The 21,415-nt window shown below is 58.2% G+C and carries 22 protein-coding genes; 10 read left to right on the top strand and 12 right to left on the bottom strand.

All coding sequences use genetic code 11. From position 1 onward, the window contains the following. Window positions 1–24: 24 nt before the first annotated feature. Window positions 25–294, bottom strand: a complete 270-nt coding sequence (locus RBB77_RS19990) for an HU family DNA-binding protein (RefSeq protein ID WP_158943184.1) — start codon at window positions 292–294, stop codon at window positions 25–27. A gap of 241 nt (window positions 295–535) precedes the next feature. Between RBB77_RS19990 and dcd the strand changes: the two genes are divergently transcribed. The 6 genes from dcd (at window position 536) to RBB77_RS19960 (ending at window position 5,579) form a co-directional block, all read left to right on the top strand. Then, entirely contained in the window at window positions 536–1,090 is a 555-nt protein-coding gene (dcd, locus tag RBB77_RS19985; protein WP_183810299.1) for a dCTP deaminase, read from the top strand. A gap of 75 nt (window positions 1,091–1,165) precedes the next feature. Then, complete coding sequence (locus tag RBB77_RS19980) at window positions 1,166–1,837, top strand: response regulator transcription factor (protein ID WP_353063474.1); 672 nt, start codon at window positions 1,166–1,168, stop codon at window positions 1,835–1,837. Window positions 1,838–2,261: 424 nt separating this feature from the next. Continuing rightward, a complete protein-coding gene (locus RBB77_RS19975) occupies window positions 2,262–2,963 on the top strand; it encodes a lipid-binding SYLF domain-containing protein (protein ID WP_353063473.1) in 702 nt (233 codons plus the stop codon). A gap of 184 nt (window positions 2,964–3,147) precedes the next feature. Continuing rightward, window positions 3,148–3,999, top strand: coding sequence for a lysophospholipid acyltransferase family protein (locus RBB77_RS19970; protein ID WP_353067675.1), 852 nt, complete (start codon window positions 3,148–3,150; stop codon window positions 3,997–3,999). Next, the gene (gene lpxD / locus RBB77_RS19965) at window positions 3,960–4,925 is read left to right on the top strand and encodes a UDP-3-O-(3-hydroxymyristoyl)glucosamine N-acyltransferase (protein ID WP_353063472.1); all 966 of its coding nucleotides are present in this window, start codon (window positions 3,960–3,962) and stop codon (window positions 4,923–4,925) included. The genes RBB77_RS19970 and lpxD overlap by 40 nt, the downstream gene beginning before the upstream one ends. Before the next feature lie 33 nt (window positions 4,926–4,958). Further along, complete coding sequence (locus tag RBB77_RS19960) at window positions 4,959–5,579, top strand: hypothetical protein (RefSeq protein ID WP_353063471.1); 621 nt, start codon at window positions 4,959–4,961, stop codon at window positions 5,577–5,579. A 70-nt stretch (window positions 5,580–5,649) separates the two neighbouring features. Here RBB77_RS19960 and RBB77_RS19955 read toward each other — a convergent pair whose 3' ends face one another. The 4 genes from RBB77_RS19955 to RBB77_RS19940 form a co-directional block, all read right to left on the bottom strand. Beyond that, entirely contained in the window at window positions 5,650–6,666 is a 1,017-nt protein-coding gene (locus tag RBB77_RS19955; RefSeq protein WP_353063470.1) for a ferritin-like domain-containing protein, read from the bottom strand. A 13-nt stretch (window positions 6,667–6,679) separates the two neighbouring features. Continuing rightward, on the bottom strand, window positions 6,680–7,615 hold the full coding sequence (locus tag RBB77_RS19950) for a ferritin-like domain-containing protein (protein WP_353063469.1): 936 nt from the start codon (window positions 7,613–7,615) through the stop codon (window positions 6,680–6,682). A 95-nt stretch (window positions 7,616–7,710) separates the two neighbouring features. After that, a complete protein-coding gene (bshB1, locus tag RBB77_RS19945) occupies window positions 7,711–8,442 on the bottom strand; it encodes a bacillithiol biosynthesis deacetylase BshB1 (protein ID WP_353063468.1) in 732 nt (243 codons plus the stop codon). A gap of 85 nt (window positions 8,443–8,527) precedes the next feature. Next, complete coding sequence (locus RBB77_RS19940; protein WP_353063467.1) at window positions 8,528–10,141, bottom strand: hypothetical protein; 1,614 nt, start codon at window positions 10,139–10,141, stop codon at window positions 8,528–8,530. A 180-nt stretch (window positions 10,142–10,321) separates the two neighbouring features. Between RBB77_RS19940 and RBB77_RS19935 the strand changes: the two genes are divergently transcribed. Then, entirely contained in the window at window positions 10,322–12,265 is a 1,944-nt protein-coding gene (locus RBB77_RS19935; protein ID WP_353063466.1) for a bifunctional homocysteine S-methyltransferase/methylenetetrahydrofolate reductase, read from the top strand. Further along, entirely contained in the window at window positions 12,265–12,498 is a 234-nt protein-coding gene (locus tag RBB77_RS19930; RefSeq protein WP_353063465.1) for an exodeoxyribonuclease VII small subunit, read from the top strand. Before RBB77_RS19935 ends, RBB77_RS19930 begins: the two co-directional genes overlap by 1 nt. A gap of 189 nt (window positions 12,499–12,687) precedes the next feature. Here the strand turns inward: RBB77_RS19930 and RBB77_RS19925 are convergent, their stop codons facing one another. Then, the gene (locus RBB77_RS19925) at window positions 12,688–13,176 is read right to left on the bottom strand and encodes a hypothetical protein (RefSeq protein WP_353067717.1); all 489 of its coding nucleotides are present in this window, start codon (window positions 13,174–13,176) and stop codon (window positions 12,688–12,690) included. A gap of 7 nt (window positions 13,177–13,183) precedes the next feature. Between RBB77_RS19925 and RBB77_RS19920 the strand changes: the two genes are divergently transcribed. Next, window positions 13,184–13,939, top strand: coding sequence for a glycoside hydrolase family protein (locus RBB77_RS19920; protein WP_353067674.1), 756 nt, complete (start codon window positions 13,184–13,186; stop codon window positions 13,937–13,939). 27 nt (window positions 13,940–13,966) lie between these two features. Here the strand turns inward: RBB77_RS19920 and RBB77_RS19915 are convergent, their stop codons facing one another. The 4 genes from RBB77_RS19915 to RBB77_RS19900 all read right to left on the bottom strand — a co-directional run bounded on the left by RBB77_RS19915 (window position 13,967) and on the right by RBB77_RS19900 (window position 17,528). Then, a complete protein-coding gene (locus tag RBB77_RS19915) occupies window positions 13,967–14,713 on the bottom strand; it encodes a hypothetical protein (RefSeq protein WP_353063464.1) in 747 nt (248 codons plus the stop codon). A gap of 261 nt (window positions 14,714–14,974) precedes the next feature. After that, window positions 14,975–15,979 (bottom strand): polyprenyl synthetase family protein, encoded by a 1,005-nt coding sequence (locus tag RBB77_RS19910; RefSeq protein ID WP_353063463.1) that lies wholly within the window; start codon window positions 15,977–15,979, stop codon window positions 14,975–14,977. A gap of 139 nt (window positions 15,980–16,118) precedes the next feature. Next, window positions 16,119–16,619: a YajQ family cyclic di-GMP-binding protein gene (locus RBB77_RS19905; protein WP_353063462.1), complete on the bottom strand. Its 501-nt coding sequence runs from the start codon at window positions 16,617–16,619 to the stop codon at window positions 16,119–16,121. A gap of 57 nt (window positions 16,620–16,676) precedes the next feature. Further along, window positions 16,677–17,528 carry a TatD family hydrolase gene (locus tag RBB77_RS19900; protein WP_353063461.1) on the bottom strand — a complete coding sequence of 284 codons (852 nt, stop codon included), beginning with the start codon at window positions 17,526–17,528 and terminating at the stop codon, window positions 16,677–16,679. Between the two features lie 99 nt (window positions 17,529–17,627). Here RBB77_RS19900 and RBB77_RS19895 point away from each other — a divergent pair, with 99 nt between their 5' ends. After that, on the top strand, window positions 17,628–18,092 hold the full coding sequence (locus RBB77_RS19895; protein WP_353063460.1) for a cupin domain-containing protein: 465 nt from the start codon (window positions 17,628–17,630) through the stop codon (window positions 18,090–18,092). A gap of 21 nt (window positions 18,093–18,113) precedes the next feature. On the opposite strand, the gene RBB77_RS19890 is transcribed toward RBB77_RS19895, so the two are convergent. Together RBB77_RS19890 and metG are read right to left on the bottom strand one after the other, a co-directional pair. Next, window positions 18,114–18,677: a PEP-CTERM sorting domain-containing protein gene (locus RBB77_RS19890; protein WP_353063459.1), complete on the bottom strand. Its 564-nt coding sequence runs from the start codon at window positions 18,675–18,677 to the stop codon at window positions 18,114–18,116. Between the two features lie 202 nt (window positions 18,678–18,879). Continuing rightward, the gene (gene metG, locus RBB77_RS19885; protein WP_353063458.1) at window positions 18,880–21,249 is read right to left on the bottom strand and encodes a methionine--tRNA ligase subunit beta; all 2,370 of its coding nucleotides are present in this window, start codon (window positions 21,247–21,249) and stop codon (window positions 18,880–18,882) included. Between the last annotated feature and the right edge of the window lie 166 nt (window positions 21,250–21,415).

The following is a 21,415-nucleotide window of genomic DNA, read 5'->3' as shown; positions in this document are numbered from 1 at the left end:
GTGCGGCAGGAGATGTTGTGGTGCTTAGTCGAGCAGGTGCAACTCTTTGCCGGGCTTGAAGCGAACTGCCTTGCCTGGGGCAATGGTGACTTCGGCTCCGGTCCGCGGATTGCGACCGATTCCGGTTTTGCGCGGCTTGACGGTAAATACACCAAATCCGCGGAGTTCAATGCGGTCGCCCGCGATAAGAGTCGCCTTCATGCTTTCAAAGATCGCATCGACAGCTGACTCTGCTTTTGTCCTGGGAAGGCCGGTTCTTTCCACCACCCTCTGTATGAGATCCTGCTTAATCATCTTGGCCGCCCTTGGGCTGTAATTTGTTTGAAACTGGATGCTGACCTGGTAGTACGGTGATGTTAGAAACTCAAACTCAGATTGTCAACGAAAGAACGCTACCGTAAGATGAAGAATCTAATGACGCAATGGGACCTGGGAGACTAACGCACCCAATTTACACCCTTCTGCGACAATTAGGGATACCACCATCTGCGAGAATTGAAGAAATTTCAAAAAGCAGGACCGAAGGGGCACCAGAGTGGCAATTAAAAGCGACCGTTGGATTCGCCAGCAGGCGAACGAGCACGGAATGATCTCTCCGTTTAGCGAAAAACAGGTTCGAGAGGGTGTTATCTCGTATGGACTCTCTTCTTACGGGTACGATCTGAGGGTCTCGGACGAGTTCAAGATCTTTACCAACGTCAACAGCGCGATCATTGACCCGAAGGCGTTTGATGAGCGCTCGTTTGTGACGGTGCAGGCTGAGAGCGTGATCGTTCCTCCGAACTCGTTTGCGTTGGCGCGGTCGATTGAATACTTCAAAATTCCTCGCGACGTGCTGACGATCTGCGTGGGTAAATCGACGTATGCGCGATGCGGGATTATCGTGAACGTGACGCCGTTCGAGCCGGAGTGGGAGGGTTTTGTAACTCTCGAAATTTCCAACACAACTCCGCTGCCAGCTCGGGTTTATGCGAACGAGGGGCTGTGTCAGATTTTGTTCTTTCAATCCGATGAGGTGTGCGAGGTCAGCTACGCGGATCGTAAAGGAAAGTATCAAAATCAGCAGGGAATCGTTTTGCCGAAGCTGTAGACGGGTTACGATCTTCTGAAGCGCTGATGACGGCCTACTAAATGCAGGATGCTGAGTAAAGGGGCTGCACAGTCGATGAAGGACAAGAAGGTTAAGAAGGACAAGGGGGCCCTGCGCGTCGGTCTTGTGGCGGCAGACCCTTTACGGGTGTTGGGGCTGCAGACGATCTTCCCCGAAGGGGGCTCGGTGGAGATCGTTCCTCTGTCGGTCCCGGGGGCGCTGGACGCGTCGGGCGTATCGCTGATCCTGATCGATTCGGCTTGTACGGAGCACATCTTCGAGCTGCTGGAAACGTTTCGTCGAAGCCGTCCACGGTTCAGGGTGATCGTGCTGGGGCTTGATGAAGGTCACGATCATATCCAACGCATTATTGGCGCCGGGGCGAAGGGTTACCTGGCCCATTCTGCCAAGGAGAGCGAGATCCGAATGGCGATCGACATCGTGCAGGATGGGTCGGTGTGGGCTCCGCGCAAGGTAATGGCGCGGTTGCTGGAGTCGACCTCGGCAGAATCGAAGGCGACCGCCAAGCCCGCGAAGGTGCCTAAGTTTACAAAGCGGGAGCTGGAAGTGCTGCGGTTACTGGCCGCGGGACATCCTAATCCGGCGATCGGGCGCGAGCTTGGGATCGACGTGAATACCGTGAAAAAGCACGTCGGCAACCTGATGCGGAAGGTTGGGGTTGATAACCGGATCGCCTTGTCGGTTCAGGTGGTGAACGAGAAGCTGTTGTTGAAGCAGTTAACCTAAATTTTGATGAAAAAATTTGGTGATTCGAGGCGGCCATTTTGCCTTGGCGATTAGCAAGTGTTGATACATGTCTACTTAAGCCTAACTTTCGCAACACTATCTTGTTAACCATTAAGTTAACAAAACCTGCTCAAAGGTGTACCCACCTTCGTACCGTTGTGATCGAAGGTAATGTGGAGCAAAGTACTAACAAGCAACACAGACCTGGGAGAGGGGTTGTAGAGATAGCGTCGGAGTTCTACCGACATTATCTCTACAACCCCCATTTTTTTTGCGTGTGTAGGTGTATCTCCGCGTATGCTATTCCCGTCGTGTAGTGGACAACCTCGAGTCGATTTCAGCCGTCCTATATATTGTTGGAAATAGGCAGCTTGTTGGGCCCCCTCCAAAATCCAGAACGATAGACGTGAAAGGGATAACGATAATGCTCAAGAAAATTTCGGTGGCTCTGTGTGGTTTGGCGATGATTGCTGGTTCTCTGTCGGCACAGGCGGAGGGCGACAAGTCAAAGGTGGCAGAGCGTCTTACGGCTGCGGGCCAGGTGATTAGCGAGATTATGGCGACACCGGACAAGGCAATACCGGGTGGGATCCTTGCTGGCGCATCGTGCGTCGTGGTGATTCCGAGTTACAAGAAGGGTGCCTTCGTTGTGGGTGCACAGTATGGCCAGGGCGTTGCCACCTGCCGTACGCCAAGCGGAAAGTGGAGCGCACCTGTATGCGTTCAGCTCGCTGGTGGAAGCTTTGGATTTCAGATTGGTGGACAGGCGACCGACCTGGTACTGGTGGCAATGAACCAGCAGGGTCTGCAAGACATGTTGAAGAACAAGTTCAAGCTGGGCGCGGATGCTGCAGCTGCGGCTGGTCCTGTGGGACGCAATGCGCAGGCAGGAACGGACTGGAAGTTGAATGCAGAGTTCCTGAGCTACTCGCGTAGCAAGGGGCTGTTCGCAGGTATCAATCTGGACGGTACGGTGTTGTCGCAGAATCAGGATGACACACGCGCTCTGTATGGAACGGACATCGGATTCGACCAGATCCTTGGCGGCAAGCAGGTGACGCCGGTTGAGGCTCGTCCCTTCGTGCGGACGGTGGCGAAGTACTTTGTAGCTGCTCGGAATAAGTAACGAAATTCTTGTTTGATTGCGGAGGGGCGGCTTATTCGGCCGCCCCTTCTGTTTTTGCTGCGGCTGGGGTTGGAATCGGTAGACTAGAGGCTTGAGCAAAGTCACGCAAAAAGAGCAGATTGACGCGGAGGTGACATTCCGCGAACGGGTTGAGTTTGCCGTGGTGTGGAGCGGGGTCCACCTGATGCGGTTGTTGCCACGAGGATTGGCCAGAGCGGTGGGCGCTGGCATCGCGGGAGTGGCTTTTCATGGGTTGGGTCGGCTTCGGGGGGTGGGTGTTCGGAATCTAGAGCTTGCATTTCCGGAGATGCCGGAGGGGGAGCGAGAGAAGATCTTGGGTTCGGTGTATCGCAATCTGGGGAGGCTGCTGGCGGAGTTCTGCCTGATGTCGGGATATACGCCTGAGGGGGCGAGCCGGTTTATTCGCTATGAGGGGCTCGAGAACTATGTGGCCGCCCGTGAGCGCGGGAAGGGAGTGCTGGTGTTGACCGGACACCTGGGGGCGTGGGAGCTGTCCAGTTTTTATCACTCGCTGATGGGGATGCCGATGGGGATGGTGATTCGTCGGCTGGATAACCCACTGGTGGATGAGTTTGTGAATCGCATTCGGTGCCTGCATGGCAATCGGGTGATTCATAAGGATGACTTTGCGCGGGGGCTGATTGCGTCGATGCGAGCGGGCGAGACAGTGGGAATTTTGATGGATACGAACATGACACCGCCGCAGGGAGTGTTCGTACCGTTCTTCGGGGTGGAGGCGTGTACGGCGTCGGGAATGGCGCGAATTGCGGCGAAGACGGGGTCGGCGGTGGTGCCGGGGTTTCTGTTGTGGGAGGAGAGCGAGCAGAAATATGTGCTGCGCTTTGGCAAAGAGCTTGAGGTGGTCTGTACCGGCGATTCTGAAACGGATGTAGTTACAAATACAGCGGCGTTTACCGCAGCGATTGAGCGGACTATCCGGCAGTATCCTGATCAGTGGCTGTGGATGCATCGGCGATGGAAGACGCGACCGCCGGGAGAAGAGGGGATCTACTGATGGCGACGATGAGCAAGGTGGCGGATTGGGTTGGGGTGAGCGCGCCGCTGCTGGAGGTGGAGGTTGCGGCGGTCTCAAGCATCGAGGACGCCCAGGAAAACTCGGTGGTGTTTGCCGTGGAGGGCGAGACGCTGGGACGGGCGTTGGCCTCGAAGGCTGGTGTGATCCTTGCCAGCAGAAAGCTGGAGTCGGCGGAGCTGCCGCTCGATCCGCGGGTTTTGTGGGTGAAGGATGCGAGGTATGCGTTCGCAGTGGTGGCGCGCAGACTTGCCGGTGGTGGTGTGCGCGAGGGAGTGCATCCCTCGGCGGTGGTGGGGCAGAAGGCTGCGATTGGCGTAGGAACTTCCATCGGGCCGGGAGCCGTGCTTGGAGATGGCGTGGTGATTGGGAGTGGTTGCGAGATTGGTCCGCGGGTGACGATCTACGCAGGGACGGTGTTGGGGGATCGCGTGGTGGTGCAGGCGGGGGCGGTGCTGGGGTCAACGGGGTTTGGATATGTGCGGAGCGACGAGACAGGGGAGTACCTGATCTTTCCGCAGCAGGGAAGGCTCATCGTCGAGGATGATGTGGAGATTGGCGCGAATACTACGATCGATCGCGGAGCGTTGGGGCAGACGCGGATTGGGCGCGGGACGAAGATCGATAATCTGGTACACATCGGGCACAACTGCGTGATCGGCAAGAACGTGATCATTGCGGCACAGACGGGGATCTCGGGGTCGAGTGTGGTCGAGGATGGTGCGATTCTGGGTGGTCAGGTTGGAATTGGAGAGCACGCAACCGTAGGCGCGGGCGTGATTCTTGGGGGTGGTGCCGGCGTGCTGAGTGGGAAGAAGATGCGCGGGGCTGGAGAGGTCTTCTGGGGAAGGCCGGCACGGCCCTTGAAGGAGTATCTGCGAGATCTTGCGAGATTGAAGCACAGATGATTGCGGCCTGTGCTGCGGATTGTGTGGTGAGCGATGGCGATTGTCGTGGTTGGCGGACATACAAGAAATATCGGCAAGACGAGCGTGGTGGCGGGGCTTATCGCCGCGATACCGGAGATGCATTGGACCGCGTTCAAGATTACGCAGTTTGGACATGGGATGTGCTCGGCAAACGGGGAGCCGTGTGACTGCGAGACGGCGGAGCATACGGTTGCAGTGAGTGAGGAGCGCGTCGGTGGGGACGCTACAACTGACTCCGGACGGTATCTGGCGGCGGGAGCGGTGCGGTCGTTCTGGGTCAGGACTCGCGCCGGAGACTTGTCGGAGGCGATGCCGCGCATTCGGAAAGAGATTGAGCGAGCGGAGAACGTAGTGATCGAGTCGAACAGCATTCTGCGGTTTCTGCGACCTGATCTTTACCTGAGCGTGCTCGATCCCGAGACGGCGGACTTCAAAGAGTCGGCGAAGTATTTTTTGGATAGGGCCGACGCGGTGCTGGTTGTGGAAGGTGTCCTGAAAAGGCCCGAGTGGAATGGAGTTTCGTTGAAGCTGGTGGAGGGAACACCAGTGCTGGCGATGCGCCCGCCGGTTTATGTGACTGAGGAAGTTGTGAGATTTGTGAGAGAGCGACTGCGGACCAGGGCAGCCGTCTAATCCGCGTCCAAAACAAAAGAGCCGCAGGCTGGGATCGCCTGCGGCTCTTCTTTGGTGCGAAGAGTTAAGGTTATGAGATGGTGCCGTTGAGGCCACTGGGGAAGAATCCTCCCGTAAACGCCGTGGCGGTTGCGGGGTTTCCGGTGACGATTGCCAGGATCTGAGTCGAGTTGCGCGACCAGCCCAAAGCGTTGAGGTCCGTGTCAGCGATGGTGGTAGACGTGAAGGCAGGCGATGTGCTGCTGCCATTGAGACTGACTGGGGTTGTTTGGACTCCCTGATCGTCTGCCGTCAAGCCTGCGTACGTGATGAACGGGCTGGTGATGGGGTTCTTGGGATCCGGATTCGCCAGCGTGGAGCGTGCCGCCGAGATTGCCTGCGTAATCGTGCTGAGTGGTCCTGTGCTGACGCCGTTATCGTAAGCGCTGATGACGGTGCGGATCAGACCGGCGTGGTAGGCCTCGACAGCATGAAGCCCGAGAGCTGCGGGGAGGATGCCTTTCTTGTCCGCGATCAGAGGAGCAGCGCCATGGTAGGCCGAGACTCCAACATCTTCGAAGATGTAAGCGCCGATGAGGAAGTTCTGGTCGTTGGCGAAGGGATCGAAGGATGTTCCGATGCCTGCCAGGTTAGCGAGTGCGTTGAAGGATTTGAACAGGTCGATATCGGGCATCGAAACCGCAACGCTACCAAGCGTCTTCTGCAGGAAGAGGACATGCTTGCCTTCTTCCGTGGCCGTCTCTGCAGCATAGGCCTTGACGATGGACGATACGAACGGCACCGCGGCGAAGCTGGGCTTGAGGGTGACGGTACCAGCGGTTCCTCCGTTGACAGCGACGGGAATCGGTGTCGGAAGATTGTCGATGGTGACGCCCGAAACGGCGAGGTTGTAGAACTGTGCTTCGAGGTACTCGAGGTTGAGAGCGAAGTTGAGGATGTCCTGGTCGGGGGTGGTGGTCGACTGGGCCTCTGCTTTGGTTGTACCGCCGAAGGCGAGCGCAGCGAGAGCGGCGCCTCCCATTGTGAGCATCTTACGGCGGGTCTTTACGATGATTTCGTCGAGCTGCTGTGTCTCTAAAGTTGCCATGATCTCTCCGTCCTTAGGATGCCGTTGTTGTGATGGTGCCGTTTAGGCCATTGGGGAAGAAGCCGCCTTTGGACAGGCCTGCTCCGCCAGCCTTGCCGTAGACAATGTGCAGAACCTGATCGGTTGTGCGAGCAAAGCCAAGGGCATTGGTGGGATCAGCAGCAACGATACTGGAGAGGCTAAGCGCGGTTTCGTTTCCTCCGCCCAGAGTGGCGCGCAGTGCAGAAATATCGTTCGCCCAGTTGAGGAAGGTTGCGTCGCCGGTGTTTGCCGCACCACCTGCGATTTGGGTACGGACAGCGGCTGCGTGATAAGCTTCTGCGGCCTGGAGGCCTGCCACGCCCGAGAGGAGAATGTTGCTGATGAGTGCGGGACCTCCGCCGGCGTAGGCGGTGACACCCACATCCTCAAACGTGAAGGCACCGACGAGGAAGCTGTTGGGATCTGCAAACGGATTGAACGGTGTGGTGATGCCGGCGGCGGTTGCGAGAGAAGCGAAGAAGGTGAGGTCGATGGCGGGGCGTGCAACCGGTGTGCCGGTGTTCGCCGTAATAGCACCCTGGAGATAGCGAACGTGATCGAGTTCGGTCTGGGCGAGCTCCGCAGCGAATTGTGCCTGAACCGGCGATGTCCAGGGAACGGCCACGAGATTGGCCGGAACGATGGTGGTGCCTGCGCCGGCAAGGGCATCGGCTGTGGAGAGGCCAGATCCGGTAGCGGCATAGAGATAGAACTCGGCCTCAAGGTATTCGAGGTTGAGGGCGAAGTTCAGAATGTCGTTGTCGGGAAGATCGAGGGGGGTCGGCGTCGGGGTGGGTGTTGGCGACGGCGTGGTTGTACTGCTGTTGCACCCGACTACGAGCGCTGCCGCCGCAGTCGTTCCTGCACCTGCCAGAAACTGACGTCGTGACAGTGCCTTATCAATAAGGTCGTTTAGCTTTTTCTCCACAATTAACCTCTCCTTGGAACGTACTGCAGCTGCATCTATGTTTTGATGACGTACCGAGGAGTGTAATGGATTTGCCGTGGATTGGAAACAGTACTTTAAATGGATTGAACCGGAAGAAGTATCAGGTCATCAACTAGGCCGACTTCTTTTTGAACGAAGGGCTCTGCATAGCGGACGCCAGCGAGCAGGCCATAGTGACGGGCAGTCGCGAAGGTTCGTTCGCGAATCTCTTCTTCGGGGACGAAGATGCCGGTACCTTCAGGTTGCGCGCCGTATTGCGAGCGATAGGCCAGCAGGGATTGCAGGCGCTGCTCGGCAAAGGGTGTGATGTCGACCACAAAGCTGGGGCGGACATCGGCGTAGAGGCTGGCGTACAGAATCTTGAAGGGTCGATGCGGTGGATTCGATTCGCCCGGGGTTACAACTTTGGCAAGGCCGCTGACGAAGCAGGCTTCGTAGCCTAACGTTGCGGTGGTGTAATGGTCGGGGTGCCGACCCTGCCAGTAGGGCAGAATGACGACGCGGGGACGCAGACGGCGCAGGACGGCGCCCAGCTTCAGACGATTGACCAGTGTGTTTTCGACGTTGCCGTCGGGCAGGTCAAGCGCTTCGCGATGGGAAACATTGAGGATGCGGGCGGCAGCGGTGGCTTCGGCCTCGCGCTCGGCAGCCGTGCCGCGGGTGCCGGACTCTCCCTGGGTGAGATCGAGGATGCCGGTAGTCCAGCCACGGGCTTGCATGGCCAGGAGAGTGCCGCCGCAGGTTTGTTCGACGTCGTCGCGATGGGCTGCGATGGCAAGAATATCGAGTTGCTGGGGTGAGGACATAGGGTGAAGAGCTTAAGGGTCACGGCTTCGGGGTAGGGCTCGGTGGGAGACGTCCTGAGCCCTGTTCCCTGAGCCCTTCATTGCATTAGTTTGCTGCGTCAGTGACGGCGTCCATGTAGGCGACGTCGAGGGCTGTGCCCTGAACGATGATGTTCGCGTTGTTGATCTCAGAGCCGGCGGCGGGTGTCGTGCCAATGGCGGGATCCATCGGGGCGGTGATCGCTCCGCCGGTGTAGAAGGCGTGGACCTGCCCCCCGTAGGCGGTGTAGACCTTGTGAAGGCCTTGGACCCAGCAGAGGCCCGTGAGGTCGCCGTAGTAGAACTGGTTCTGGTTGGTATTGGGGTAGGGGACGACGACCGGCGACGTCGCGCTTTGTGTGACGGCGGGAACGATGGCAGCGCTGATTCCAGCAGAGCCTGAGGGCAGTGTGACGAGGGTAAGGCAGTTGTAGTTCGCCGTCTGGTCGGTGGCCTGTCCGGCTGCTATCTGTTGCGCGGCTCGGGCTGCGCGCTCACCGCTGGCGCATAACTGGGAGCCGATCCAGAGCGTGTTGTCGTCGGCAAAGAGGATCTTGGTGTGAGTGCCGTCGGAGATGGAGGTAGTGCTGGTGACGGTGTTGCTGGCAAGGTTGATGGTGGAGAGGTTGCCCGCGAAGAGACCATCGGGCTGGAGCTGTTGGCCAGCCAGGTAGAGGGTCGTCCCGTCAGAGACCGCCGCTGTGACTCCTCCTGCGACTGGAACATTGCGAACGAAGGAGTTCGGATTCTGCTGAGCTGGGCTGGTGCTGTCGGTGTAGCTGTTGACCTGAAGCGCGCCGGGCGAGAGATAGGTGACGCTGGAGGTGGTTCCGCCGCACTCGGCACCGCAGTTGAGAACGTAGACGACACTGCCGTCCAGCGAGACGTAGGCTCCGACAGGACGGTCGAAGGTGCTGGCGGTGGGAGCGGCGGGATTCACGCTGTTGACCGGGATGACGCAGTAGATCGGCAGGTTGAAGGGCTGGCAGTCGACCGCGCCGATGCCTGCGATGGCTGCGGTCGAGGTGAGGTATTGGTTGGCGTTCAGCTTGATGACGCGATAGAGCGAGTTCGAGTTGCGAACCATGGCGAGTACGACCGTGTCGCCTGTGTTGACGACGACCTGAAAGACATTGGGCAGGTTGAGCGCGAAGGTTTTTCCGGCCGTGTTGTCGACGATGCCGAGCAGGCCGGCACCCTCCTCCGCAGAGTAGACGTGGGCGAAGGTCGGGGGAACGGCGATGCTGGTGGATTTCGCGGGGAAGGGCCCGACAGGGCCGGTGACGGCTTCTGTGCCGTAGTTGATGGCCTGTACGTCACCCAGCGTGTTGGAGTAGACGTAGCCAGTGATCTCTGAGGGGAAGTTGAGGATCAGATTCGGAAAGCCGGAGGAGTAGCCGCTGATAGAGAACGAAGTCTTGGTGTTCTGTACGTTATTGCGGAGCGCGCGGAGGGCATCGAGGATCTGCAGGCTGCCGGTGGTTCCTCCGTTGGCGGTAACACTGACCATGACACGATTGGCGAGCTTGCTGGGAGGAATGGGGCGGTTAGCGAACGTAAATTGAGGGAACTTGTAGTAGTACGGGCCGCAGGCTGTGAGTCCCAGAGTGGCGGCGGCGATCAGAAGGCCGCAGAAGATCTGGGCACGGAGAGACTTGGTAAAAAGACTTCGATTCGTCAACGGTAACTAACTCCAACCTGAGCGCTGCGGCAAAATTTTCGGGACCACCGGCTATGTGCCGAGTATAACAAAGGACGCGCCAGACCACGGTTTGGAAGCAATCGGCAAAGGCTTGAATTTTATTGGTTTGGAGCAGGTCCGTCGATTGGCTTAAGATGGTGAGAACACTTGGAGACGGTTATGGCGGATGCGGTAGATGGTGCGAAATCGATCTCTGTTGCAGGATACGCTGCGGTCGACTGTCTGTTTGAAGGCGGCAGGACTGTGCTGTGCGATGGAGCCATGGGCACGATGCTGTACGCGCGCGGCGTCTTCATCAACCGGTGTTACGACGAGCTGAACCTGTCGCAGCCGGAGATGGTGCGGGAGATCCATACCGAGTATCTGCAGGCAGGTGCAGAGGTTGTCGAGACCAATACGTTTGGCGGCAACCGGTTTCGGCTGGGCCTGCATGGGCTGCAGGATCAGGTGCGCGCAATCAACGTGGCCGGCGTGAAGCTGGCGCGGGAGTCGGTGAACCAGATACGCGATAAGCAGGCGTGCGAGGCGTTTGTGGCCGGTTCGATGGGGCCGCTGGGCGTGAGGCTGGAGCCGCTCGGCAAAGTTGGCCTCGACGAAGCACGGGAAGCTTTCGAAGAGCAGATTCGGGCGCTGGTGGAGGGTGGGCCGGGCGTAGGCGTGGATCTGCTGATCGTAGAGACGATGACCTCACTGGCCGAGGCGCAACAGGCAATTCTGGCAGCGCGGCATGTAGCTCCAGGAATTCGCGTGGTGGTGATGATGACCGTCGATGAAGACGGGAACTGCCTCGATGGGGCCTCGGCAGAGGTTGCCGCGATCAAGCTGACCGAGTGGGGCGCCGATGCAGTGGGATGCAATTGCAGCGCGGGACCTGCGACAGTGCTGAGTGTGATCGAGCGGATGCGGCCAGTGACGACGCTGCCGCTGTCTGCGATGCCGAACGCAGGAATTCCGCGCGCCGTCGAGGGCCGCACGATCTACCTGACTTCGCCCGAGTACATGGCCAGCTTTACGCGCAAGCTGGTCAAGGCGGGAGCGAGCATCGTCGGCGGATGTTGTGGAACGACGCCAAGCTATACGCGAGCGATGAAGAGTTCGTTGCGCGCGCTGGGTGCGATGGAGGGTGGCATCGAGGTGATGGAAAACGCTCGTCCGGGCAAGGCGACGACCATCAAGGAGAGCAAGGTTTCGCCCCCTCCGCTGGCGGATCGGTCGAAGATCGGTTCGATGGTAGCCGCCGGCGATTTTGTGACGATGGTGGAGATCGTGCCGCCGAAGGGGATCGACTGCAGCAAGGAGCTGGATGGCGCGGCACAACTTCACAGGCTCGGTGTGGACGCTATCAATGTGCCGGATTCGCCGCGTGCCAGCGCAAGGATGAGCGCGCAGAGCCTGTGCGTGCAGATTCAGCAGCACGTAGGAATTGAGACGATTCTGCATTACACCTGCCGCGATCGGAACGTGCTGAGCATCCAGAGCGATCTGCTGGGAGCGTCATCGATCGGGCTCAAAAATATTCTCTGCCTGACGGGCGATCCGCCGAAGCTCGGCAACTATCCCAACGCAACGGCGGTGTTCGATGTCGACGCAATCGGGTTGGTGAACATCGTCCAGAATTTGAACTACGGCTTGGATATCGGGAAGAATCCTATCGGCGACTCGACCGGCTTTACGATCTCTGTCGCGGCGAACCCCGGCGTTCAGGATATGGACCAGGAGGTGCGCCGGTTTGCGTTCAAGGTGGAGGCGGGCGCAGAATTCGCTATTACGCAACCGGTGTTTGACCTGCGCGTTCTCGAAGAGTTCCTGCGCAGAATCGAAGGCTTCCGCATCCCGGTGATCGCGGGGATCTGGCCGCTGACCAGTCTGCGCAACGCGGAGTTCATGAAGAACGATCTGCGAGTCAGCATGCCGGAAGAGATCATGGCGCGGATGGCCGCAGTGGCCTCGCCTGAAGCGGGCCGGATGGAAGGCGTAAAGATCGCGCAGGAGATGTTGGCAGAGGCGCGGCCGATGGTGCAGGGCGTTCAGGTAAGTGCGCCGTTCGGGCGCTACGGCGTCGCGGCCGATGTGCTGGGGCTGGCCGAAGTCGAGGTTGTGTGATGGCAAACTTTGAAGAGCAGTTGATGGCCTTGGAGTCGGTGGTCGAGAAGCTCGAGCGTGGGGAGCTTTCGCTCGATGAGTCGGTGCATCTGTTTGAGGAGGGCGTGAAGCTCTCGAACGCGTGCAAGAAGGAGTTGGAGGCGGCAGAGGGTAGAATCCAGGTGCTCGTGGAGCAAGGCAGAAATGCGATGCGGGTGGTGAACCTGGACGTCGAAACGAGTGGCGAGGAGTAGGAGCCGGGTGGGCTGTCTGCTTTCGCGATCTAGAACGTAAGTCCATAAAAATAAAGAGGCTAAGAAGTTTTGCGTCTACAACTTCCGAGTCAGAGACTCGCGGCAGGGGGCGTGATTTTCTACAGTCGCGGATTCGAAATCGAGTGCCGTGACCATTGGCGAGATCCGCCTGTTGTGAGTGCTGTGCCATCAGGGCAAACGGCCGATGAAGCCTTCAGTCGGGAAGGTGATCTGGCCGCGGATCGTTCTCGTTGTGAACAGGAAATTTTCAAGAGGAGGAGCTTTGAAGGCTCTGCGTGTGTCTGCACGGAATGATCGCGCGCTAATGCTGCTGGTGCTGGGTGCTTGTCTCGCCGTCTCGGGTTGCGGCAGCGGGGGAGGCTCGACGCTCGCATCTGCAAGTGGCACAAGCTCTAGTTCTCCATCGACGCCGACCCCTACGCCAACACCAACACCAACACCAACACCAACTCCCACACCAACACCTACGCCGACTCCCACACCAACGCCAACGCCCACACCAACACCTACGCCGACTCCCACACCAACGCCAACGCCAACTCCCACACCAACGCCAACTCCCACACCAACGCCAACACCGACACCAACGCCTACACCTACACCGACGCCCACACCGACGCCGACTCCAACTCCGCCGTCGGCGTCTAAAAGCGCCAAGCGTGGGATTGCCTATGATCTGGCGTCGCCGACCGACCTGTCTGCGCTCTCATCCGGTGTGAGTTGGTGGTACAACTGGAGCCCGAGTCCGAACGCGGCCGTTCCGACCGACTATGCGACGCGCTACGGGATGGTTTTCTATCCCATGCTGTGGAACGGGAGCTTCAACGCGGCCGATATTGTGACTTATTTGAAGGCAAATCCGACGATCCAGTACATGCTGGTTTTGAATGAGCCGAACCTGGTGAGCCAGTCGAATATGACGCCGCAACAGGCCGCTCAGCTGTGGCCGCAGTACGAGGCCATTGCCGCGCAGACGGGAGTGAAGATCGTCGGGCCCGCGATCACCTGGGGAACGATGACGAACTACGAAGATCCAGTCGCGTGGCTCGATGCGTTCTACGCCGCCTATGAAGCGGCGAACAGCAACCGCGCGCCGCAGATCGACTACCTCGCCTTCCACTGGTACGACTACGGACTGGATGCGCAACTGGACCGGCTCACCAAGTACGGAAAGCCTTTCTGGGTGACGGAGTTTGCAAACTGGCACAGCCAGAATGACGGCGCACAGATCGACACGCTGGCAAAGCAGGAGGCTCAGATGACCGACATGGTCGCAACCTGCGAGAGCCGCACCGATGTCTTCCGCTATGCGTGGTTCACGGGGCGAGTAAGTCCCGATCCACACTTCTCGAGCCTGCTGGGCGCGACCGGCGTGCTGACCGATCTGGGGACGCTATACCTGTCGTTACCGATGCAGTGATGTAGTCACAAGACCTGATTTCCTGATTTAGGCGAGTTTGAACATTTTCACGTCGCCGTCAATTTCTTTGATTTCAAATCTCTCTTTTGGGAGAGAGAAGTTATCAGTGTCGATCATTCGAATTTCAACAATTGTGAATTCATTTGGAATGTCTACGCCATCAATCACAAAGTCGAAGCCGTGAGAGTTCTTGCCTTTTTGCTTCTTTACCCAAGGTGCGACCCAATTTTCGCGTGACATGTTGGCCGCAACAATGAGATATCTTGCCACACCTATTTCCAAGTCAACAGAATCAGTAGGCTCCTCTAGCCAACAAGCGGAGGGAATGTCTAACAATTCGTTGCCGGATGCATCGCGATAGATTACATGCGCCCTAACTCCATGCAGGCTATGGGCCGACTTTCCTGCAATCCCGTCGTTTCTGAAACCGACTACTAAAGCTGAATACCCTTTGGCGTCGGCAACAAAGCTATCTTTGAAGAAATTAATACTGGTCGTCCTATTCAAGATGGCGACGATGCTAAAAGCTGGTTTGGGTGTAGCAGGAGCGGCGACTCTAGCAGGTTTCGGAGGATAAGCGTAAACCTCAACATTTTGAGTTGTGATGGGACCTGCTGTCCAAGGCGGGTTTGAAGAACTTGTGTTTTTAGTCTCGTTCGGATGTGTGGGAACAGCGCCTTTGCCGTCGTGGGATAACAAGGACTTAGCAATCCCGAAAGCCATTATCAAAATACCGACGAGCATCAAAATGAAAATGGCCTTTTGGTCGACCATAAGGATCAACTTCTCAGGCAATAGATGCTCTAACAAATTGAAATAGTGAGCGGCTTCTAAGAGGCACGCGAGGGTAAAAACTATAGCCCCTACCCGAATCTCTATTCGATGTAGCATCTACGCTTATCCCTCATAAGCGCAATGCTCTCACTAGGATGTAAGCAAGTCGAGGCTAAAAGTTAAGTACCTTGGATTTGTCCATTTTCCAGGACGGGCTTTGCCATTTGGGGTGTCGTCGGTTTGCTCACCGCATCCTTGAACCTAGCGGTCGCGTGAGGTGACGAAGCCGGGGACCCAAAGAAGGGCGCGCTTGGCTTCGGAATCGGGCAGATCGGCGATGGTGAGCCGGGCTGCTTCGGCGTAGGCGCAGGCTGTGTCCATCGCATAGTCGATCGAGCCATGGCGCTGCAGAATCTCGAGAATCTGCGGATGAGAGACTCGGGTGAAGCTCCGGTCGGCGAGAACGGTGCGAATGGCTTCGCGGTCGGCTCCAGTGCCACGCTCGAGTGCGTGAATGACGGCGAGTGTGGCCTTGCCTTCGCGTAGATCTGAAGCTACGGGCTTGCCGAGCACGTCTTCGGCGGCTGTCAGGTCGAGAACGTCGTCGACAATCTGGAAGGCGAGGCCGAGATTGCGGCCATACTCGCCAAGCTGCGCTTCAATCTCCTCGGGGTCGCCGAAGTCGTGGGACGGCGTGACGGCAGCGCCCAGCTGCATGGAGACCTTGAAGAGGCACGCGGTCTTGCGGAAGATGAGGTCGAAGTACTCCTCTTCGTTGATGAGGTGACCAAGCTTTTCGATCTGGAGAAGCTCGCCTTCGACCATCTGCTGGGTGAGCGAGATGAGCAGCTCGAGGACACGGAAGTTGCGCTCCTCAAGCGCCGTCGAGAACGACTGCATGTAGAGCCAATCGCCCGCCAGGACGCACTTGGCGTTACCCCAGGTAGTGTTTGAGGAAGGACGGCCGCGGCGCGTGTCAGCTTCGTCGATGATGTCGTCGTGGACGAGCGTTGCGGTGTGAAGCATCTCCACCACGGCACCGAGCCGGATGCGGCTTTCGCTTGTGCAGCCGAGCGCCTTCGCCGAAAGCAGCAGCAGAAGAGGTCGAATGCGCTTGCCGCCGCCCGCGATCAGGTAGCGTGCGATGTCGGTGATGACCTCGACGTTTGAGGCCGATTGGCGGGAGAACTCCTGCTCAATGGCGGCTAAATCGTCACGCAGGAGGTCGAACACCTCGGCTGCTGTCGCGATGGAGAGCGTACTCACTTACTAGTCAGAGTATCAGGATGTGGATTTGGCTTCAGAGTAAGCTCGAAAAAGTAAGCAAGATTTTTGATCCGGGCAACGCTTTGGCAAGGCGGCAGCAGGAATGGGCTTGCTGCCGCGCTCGCAATGAGAATCCGTCTTAGTTAGAGCGGAAGTTCGTAAACTGAAGCTCGACGCCGATATCTTTGCCCTTGAGCAGCGCCATGACCTCCTGCAAAACGTCGCGGTCCTTGCTGACGACGCGCACAGTATCACCCTGAATGCTGGCCTGTGCCTTCTTCTTCGAGTCCTTGATCGCGGCGACGATGATCTTCGCCTTCTCGGACGGAATCCCCTGCACCAGCTTGATTTTTTGCCGCACGCTCGAGTTCGCCGCAGGCTCGATCTTCTCAAACTCGAGGTTCTTCAGCGACACCCCACGCTTCACCAGCTTCTGCGACAGAATCTCGGTGACCGCCTGAAGCTTGTACTCATCCTGCGACGCAAGCTGAATCGTGTCGTTGCCCTCAAGCTCGATCTTCGACTTCGAATCTTTCAGGTCGAAGCGAGCGTGAACCTCTTTCGAGGCCTGGTCGATGGCGTTTTTTACTTCTTGAATCTCTACTTTGCTGACTACGTCGAAGCTGTTATCGGATGCCATGGGTATGTTCCTTCGTCTGTAACTTTGTCGCTCTCTATTATGTCAGCGCCCGAGTGTTTAGCGCGTCGAGGGGAAGAGATTTTTAAAGTTGGCGGTTGTCAGGTCCGCGAGCTCTTCTGGTGTGATGCCGCGAAGCTCAGCCAGGGCTGCCGCCGTTTGCGTGACAAAAGCGGGCTCGTTGCGTTGACCCCGAAGCGGAATCGGCGCAAGAAATGGCGCGTCCGTCTCGACCAGAATCCGATCCGCGGGGGCGAGCACGGCGGCATCGCGAATACCCTGCGCCTTCGGATACGTCAGGTTCCCCGCAAAGGAAAGATAAAATCCCGCAGCGAGAGAACGTTCCGCCTCAGCCGGAGTACCGGAGAAGCAGTGCATGATCCCAGGCAGCGCGTGCGGCGTCCAATGTTCATCGATCAGCGCAAGAAGATCCTCCCACGCATCAGCCTCGCCATACTTCTCCTTGGCCTGCGGCGTCGCAAGTTCGCTGGTGCGGCAGTGGATCAGGATCGGCTTGCGCAACTTCGCTGCAAGACGCATCTGCGCGATGAAAGCCTCCTGCTGCGTCGCAATGTCGGGATTATCGAAGTGGTAGTAGTCGAGGCCGATCTCTCCGATGGCAACACATCGTTCCCGAGCGGCAAGCGCAGCCAGCTTTTCGAGCGCGTCCGGCCCAGCGTGAGCCGCCTCCTGCGGATGAATTCCAGCGCTCGCAAAGACCTGCGGAAGCCCCTCCCCCGAGGCCGTTTCGGCAATCTCGAGCGCCTGGTGCATCGTCGCGGGGCCATCGCCAATGCCGATCGCCAGAACCGTGTGAACCCCCGCGGCGTAGGCGCGTCGCAGCACCTCCACGCGCTCGGTCGGAGTCTCGTTGTAAAAGTCGAGGTGGGCGTGAGAGTCGATCAGAGGCATCTCTTTCAGGTTATCGCATGAGGCGGGAATCGCAACGCCGGCACAAGCACAACAAAGCAGCAGATGACTGATTTAGTTCGGACCGCGTAGTATGTCCCCATGAAAAATTTGAACCGTCGTGAACTTTGTGTCGCTCTATCGGCTCTTGCAGCGATGGGCGGTGCAGTGGCAGAAGGACAAAACAATGCGCCCGGTGGAGAGCCGGTGCTCGCCCACTCCGAGATATTCTCCTTCGACAAGTTGCCGGTACACGCCTCAGCGAACGGCGGCGCCAGCCGAGCTGTGGTTCAGGGCCGCCTCGCAACGGGAGAGTTTGTCGAAGTCCACGAGACCGCCTTGCCGCCGGGCCAGATGCCGCATCCACCGCACCGGCACACGCACTCGGAGTTCCTCCTGATTCGCGAAGGAAAGCTCGAAGTCACCAGCGACGGCAAGACGGGGATCGTCGAGCCCGGCGGAATCATCTTCACCGCGTCCGGCGTGTTGCACAGCTTGAAGAACGTCGGCGACGTGATGGCCAACTACTTCGTCGTCGCAGTCGGAGTCCAGAAGGTCATCGCCTAACAGGGAATCAGCCTGGCGAAGTTAGTTCGCTGCCGAACCGGACCTCGACCCAAGCCTCTTCCGCGCAACGCCGATCAGACCCAGCAGCCCGGTGCCGAACAGACCGAGCGTGGACGGCTCAGGCGTCTGCGCGGTCGTCTCCGGCGTGATGCTGAGGCTGTAGTCAAGAACAGGTGGATCGCCCTTAGGGTTGATCGCACCCAGGTCAAAGGTGCCGATCAGGAAGGTGGGATTGGCCGCGTCAGGCGCGAAGAGCACAGGGCCGTAGAGTCTTCCCGGAACCAGGCCGAGGCTCAGCCCCCCAAGGAAGCGGAGCGTTGGAAAATCAATGGATTCCATCTCGCTAACCCCGTTCGTGGTGACCAGCGTAGAGACGGTAAAGGCTGTCTCTGAACCGGGCAGGCAGGAGGTGATGATGCCGATGGGGCAGGTACTCTCATTGCCCGGAGGCGAGGCAGGCAGGGAAAACGTGACATCGAGGCCGTTGCCGGTAAGGACGAAGTTATCGATTGTGTCGGCGTGGGCGGTGAGAGAAAGAACCAAGGCAGAGGCGAGTAGGGTAACGGGGAAGACAAACTTTCTCATCGGTAAGAGCTTCTTTCCGTTGATCTGGATAAATTTACGGACAAGCATGCGTCGGCCCAGAGAAGTTGTCAAGCAGATTTTCTCTGCTCCACTTCGAGCACGCAGACTGCCCAACTCATCCTCACAGCCTTCCTCACCCCCAGGAAAGCTCTCGTTTCAACCCAAACGAACTGCTCGCGGCCCCGTCGATCAACATCGAAACTTATTTCAATCGTGAGCCCACGGGGATGTCTTCGGCGAAGGTCGCGAGAACGGGTTTGCCGTCGTCGCCGTGTGAGGCGGCCAGCAGCATGCCATGAGACTCGAGGCCGCGCATCTTGCGGGGCGCGAGGTTCGCAATCACGACGATTTTTTTGCCGACAAGCTCTTCGGGCGTGTACCACTCTGCGATGCCGGAGAGGATCTGGCGCTTTTCGTAGCCGAGATCGACTTCAAGGCGAAGCAACTTATCGGCCTTCGGGATGCGCTCAGCGACGACGATCTGCGCGACGCGAAGATCGACCTTGACGAAGTCGTCGATGACGATCTGCGGGGTGTCGGGAATATCCGAACGAGCCGCCGAGTTGGCAAAGACACCTGAGGCGCGTGCTTCGGTATGGGACGGAGTGCCGGGACGCTCGGTAGAGATCGCATAGCTCCCTGCGACCGTCATTCCGGGCGCTCCTTCGGGCAGCGACGAAGTTCGAGGCGCAGCGGCGGGATCGGTCGGATCGGACGGTGCGGGAGAGGTATGCGTCGTCGTCTCATCCACTAACTTTGAGGGCTTCGGCTGCTCAGGCTTTTCAGACGTAGAGTTGGGATTTTCCATATCAATCATGATCTGCGCGAGTCCTTTGTCTGCTCGTGGAAAGATGGGAGCGAGCGCACCGAATTTCGTTCCAGGTTTCAGTCCGCCCCATTCGAGATTGTTTAGTTCGCCGTTCTTTGCGGCTTGTTCAATATCGCCGAGACCAAGTTGCGCCCATACCTTTGCGGTAGAGAACGGAAGGATAGGGTACAGCAGGGCAGTGACGATGCGGATCGATTCCGCGGCGGCATATAGAACTTGTCGCAATCTAGTCGCTGACTCACTGGTTCCAGCTTTCGCCAGCTTCCAAGGCGCCTGATCGCTAATGAAAAGATCCATTACCGCGATCAGACTCCAACTGGATTCCAAAGACTTACCAAAATCGTACGTACTGAAGCACTTAGTTACTATTTCCAGAACTGCTTCAGGGAAAGAGAATTGATCCGAAATTTCGTTGAGTTCAAACGATGAGTTGTTGTTCTCGAGAAGGGGAATTAAGGAATCACCGCCAGGCCGTCCCTCTGTCTCACCTGCACTGAAATACTGCCGGATCATACTCAGAGTGCGGCTGACTAGATTGCCGTAGCCGTTTGCCAGATCGGCGTTGTAGCGGGTGATCATCGCATCAAAGCTGAAGCTGCCGTCTTGTCCGAACGGGATCTCGCGGAGAAGAAAGTAGCGGAGTACATCGGCGGCGAAGAGATCTTGTTCTTTCTTCGTGCTGTCGGGGAACTGCTTTTTATAGACCTCCGTGCCGAAGGCATCGAGAATCGTCTCGGTGCGGACGACGTTGCCCTTGGACTTCGACATCTTGCTGTCATCGAAGAGCAACCAGCCGTTGGCGACGACGGACTTTGGCGTGGGGATGCCTGCGGCGAGCAGGAACGCAGGCCAGTAGACGCAATGGAAGCGTGTGATCTCCTTGCCCACAAGATGCAGATCTGCCGGCCAGTAGCGCTTGAACTTTTCCTGCTCGGCGGGGTCGTCACTTCCGTAGCCGATGGCGGTCATGTAGTTGGCCAGAGCGTCGAGCCAGACATAGATGACGTGCTTCTCGTTGCCGGGTACAGTGATGCCCCACTTAAAGCTGGTGCGCGAGATAGAAAGGTCTTTGAGGGCCCCCGGAAGATAAGGCTTACCGAGGGCCGACAGTTCGAGGACATCGCCGCGTTCACTTGCTTCGGCGACATTGCCGCGAAGAAAGCTCAGGACTTCGTTGCGGCTCGACTCGGGCTGGATGAGAAGACGATTCTCGGGGTCTTCACTCTCGATCAGATCGATGAGGGGGAGCTGGTATTGGGACAGGCGGAAGAAGTAGTTCTCCTCTGTGACGGTTTCGGTCGGCTTGCCATCGGGCCCGATGGTGCCGGGAGGCCCGTCGACGAACATCTCCTCGCCGATCGAGTACTGGCCGGTGTAGCTGCTGAGGTAGATCTTGTCGCGGTCGAGAAGAAGCTGAAAGAGCCTCTGGACGGCTTCGGTATGACGAGGTTCGGTGGTGCGGATGTAGTCGTCGTAGGTGATGCCCATGCGGTCCCAGAGGGCGCGGAAGGTGGCCGAGACCTGGTCGGCGAATTGAAGGGGCGGAATGCCCGCAGCAGCGGCGGAGCGCTCGACCTTCTGGCCGTGCTCGTCGGTGCCGGTCAGGAAAAAGGTGTCGTCACCGAGCAGGCGGTGGCGGCGCGCGATCACGTCGGCCGCAATGGTCGAGTACGCATGGCCTATGTGTGGGCGTGCGTTGACGTAGTAGATAGGGGTAGTGAGATAGAACTTTTTCTTGGGCATGGGCCAGAGCCCAGTTTAGCAGGGTGACCCGGGAGTTTTCGGGCAAGCGCGTCGTCGCGAGCCACGCACCGAAAAATAAATCTCAAAAAGTTGGCGTATTTTTCAGAGCCAAAAAAGTAGGTGCTAAAACACCACGTTTACCACGCAAATCACCACACCCACACCG

The sequence above is a fragment of the Tunturibacter psychrotolerans genome, from assembly GCF_040359615.1.
In the GTDB taxonomy this organism is placed as follows: Bacteria; Acidobacteriota; Terriglobia; order Terriglobales; family Acidobacteriaceae; genus Edaphobacter; species Edaphobacter psychrotolerans.
The sequence above is the reverse complement of the archived record's forward strand: the minus strand, read 5'-3'. Positions and strand labels throughout refer to the sequence as shown.

What these genes read in the sequence shown, in the direction of transcription:
- RBB77_RS19990 (WP_158943184.1), bottom strand. Translation starts at nt 294, where the DNA reads ATGATTAAGCAGGATCTCATACAGAGGGTGGTGGAAAGAACCGGCCTT.
- RBB77_RS19980 (WP_353063474.1), top strand. Translation starts at nt 1,166, where the DNA reads ATGAAGGACAAGAAGGTTAAGAAGGACAAGGGGGCCCTGCGCGTCGGT.
- RBB77_RS19975 (WP_353063473.1), top strand. Translation starts at nt 2,262, where the DNA reads ATGCTCAAGAAAATTTCGGTGGCTCTGTGTGGTTTGGCGATGATTGCT.
- RBB77_RS19970 (WP_353067675.1), top strand. Translation starts at nt 3,148, where the DNA reads ATGCGGTTGTTGCCACGAGGATTGGCCAGAGCGGTGGGCGCTGGCATC.
- lpxD (WP_353063472.1), top strand. Translation starts at nt 3,960, where the DNA reads ATGGAAGACGCGACCGCCGGGAGAAGAGGGGATCTACTGATGGCGACG.
- RBB77_RS19960 (WP_353063471.1), top strand. Translation starts at nt 4,959, where the DNA reads ATGGCGATTGTCGTGGTTGGCGGACATACAAGAAATATCGGCAAGACG.
- RBB77_RS19955 (WP_353063470.1), bottom strand. Translation starts at nt 6,666, where the DNA reads ATGGCAACTTTAGAGACACAGCAGCTCGACGAAATCATCGTAAAGACC.
- bshB1 (WP_353063468.1), bottom strand. Translation starts at nt 8,442, where the DNA reads ATGTCCTCACCCCAGCAACTCGATATTCTTGCCATCGCAGCCCATCGC.
- RBB77_RS19935 (WP_353063466.1), top strand. Translation starts at nt 10,322, where the DNA reads ATGGCGGATGCGGTAGATGGTGCGAAATCGATCTCTGTTGCAGGATAC.
- RBB77_RS19930 (WP_353063465.1), top strand. Translation starts at nt 12,265, where the DNA reads ATGGCAAACTTTGAAGAGCAGTTGATGGCCTTGGAGTCGGTGGTCGAG.
- RBB77_RS19915 (WP_353063464.1), bottom strand. Translation starts at nt 14,713, where the DNA reads ATGGTCGACCAAAAGGCCATTTTCATTTTGATGCTCGTCGGTATTTTG.
- RBB77_RS19905 (WP_353063462.1), bottom strand. Translation starts at nt 16,619, where the DNA reads ATGGCATCCGATAACAGCTTCGACGTAGTCAGCAAAGTAGAGATTCAA.
- RBB77_RS19900 (WP_353063461.1), bottom strand. Translation starts at nt 17,528, where the DNA reads ATGCCTCTGATCGACTCTCACGCCCACCTCGACTTTTACAACGAGACT.
- RBB77_RS19895 (WP_353063460.1), top strand. Translation starts at nt 17,628, where the DNA reads ATGAAAAATTTGAACCGTCGTGAACTTTGTGTCGCTCTATCGGCTCTT.
- RBB77_RS19890 (WP_353063459.1), bottom strand. Translation starts at nt 18,677, where the DNA reads ATGAGAAAGTTTGTCTTCCCCGTTACCCTACTCGCCTCTGCCTTGGTT.
- metG (WP_353063458.1), bottom strand. Translation starts at nt 21,249, where the DNA reads ATGCCCAAGAAAAAGTTCTATCTCACTACCCCTATCTACTACGTCAAC.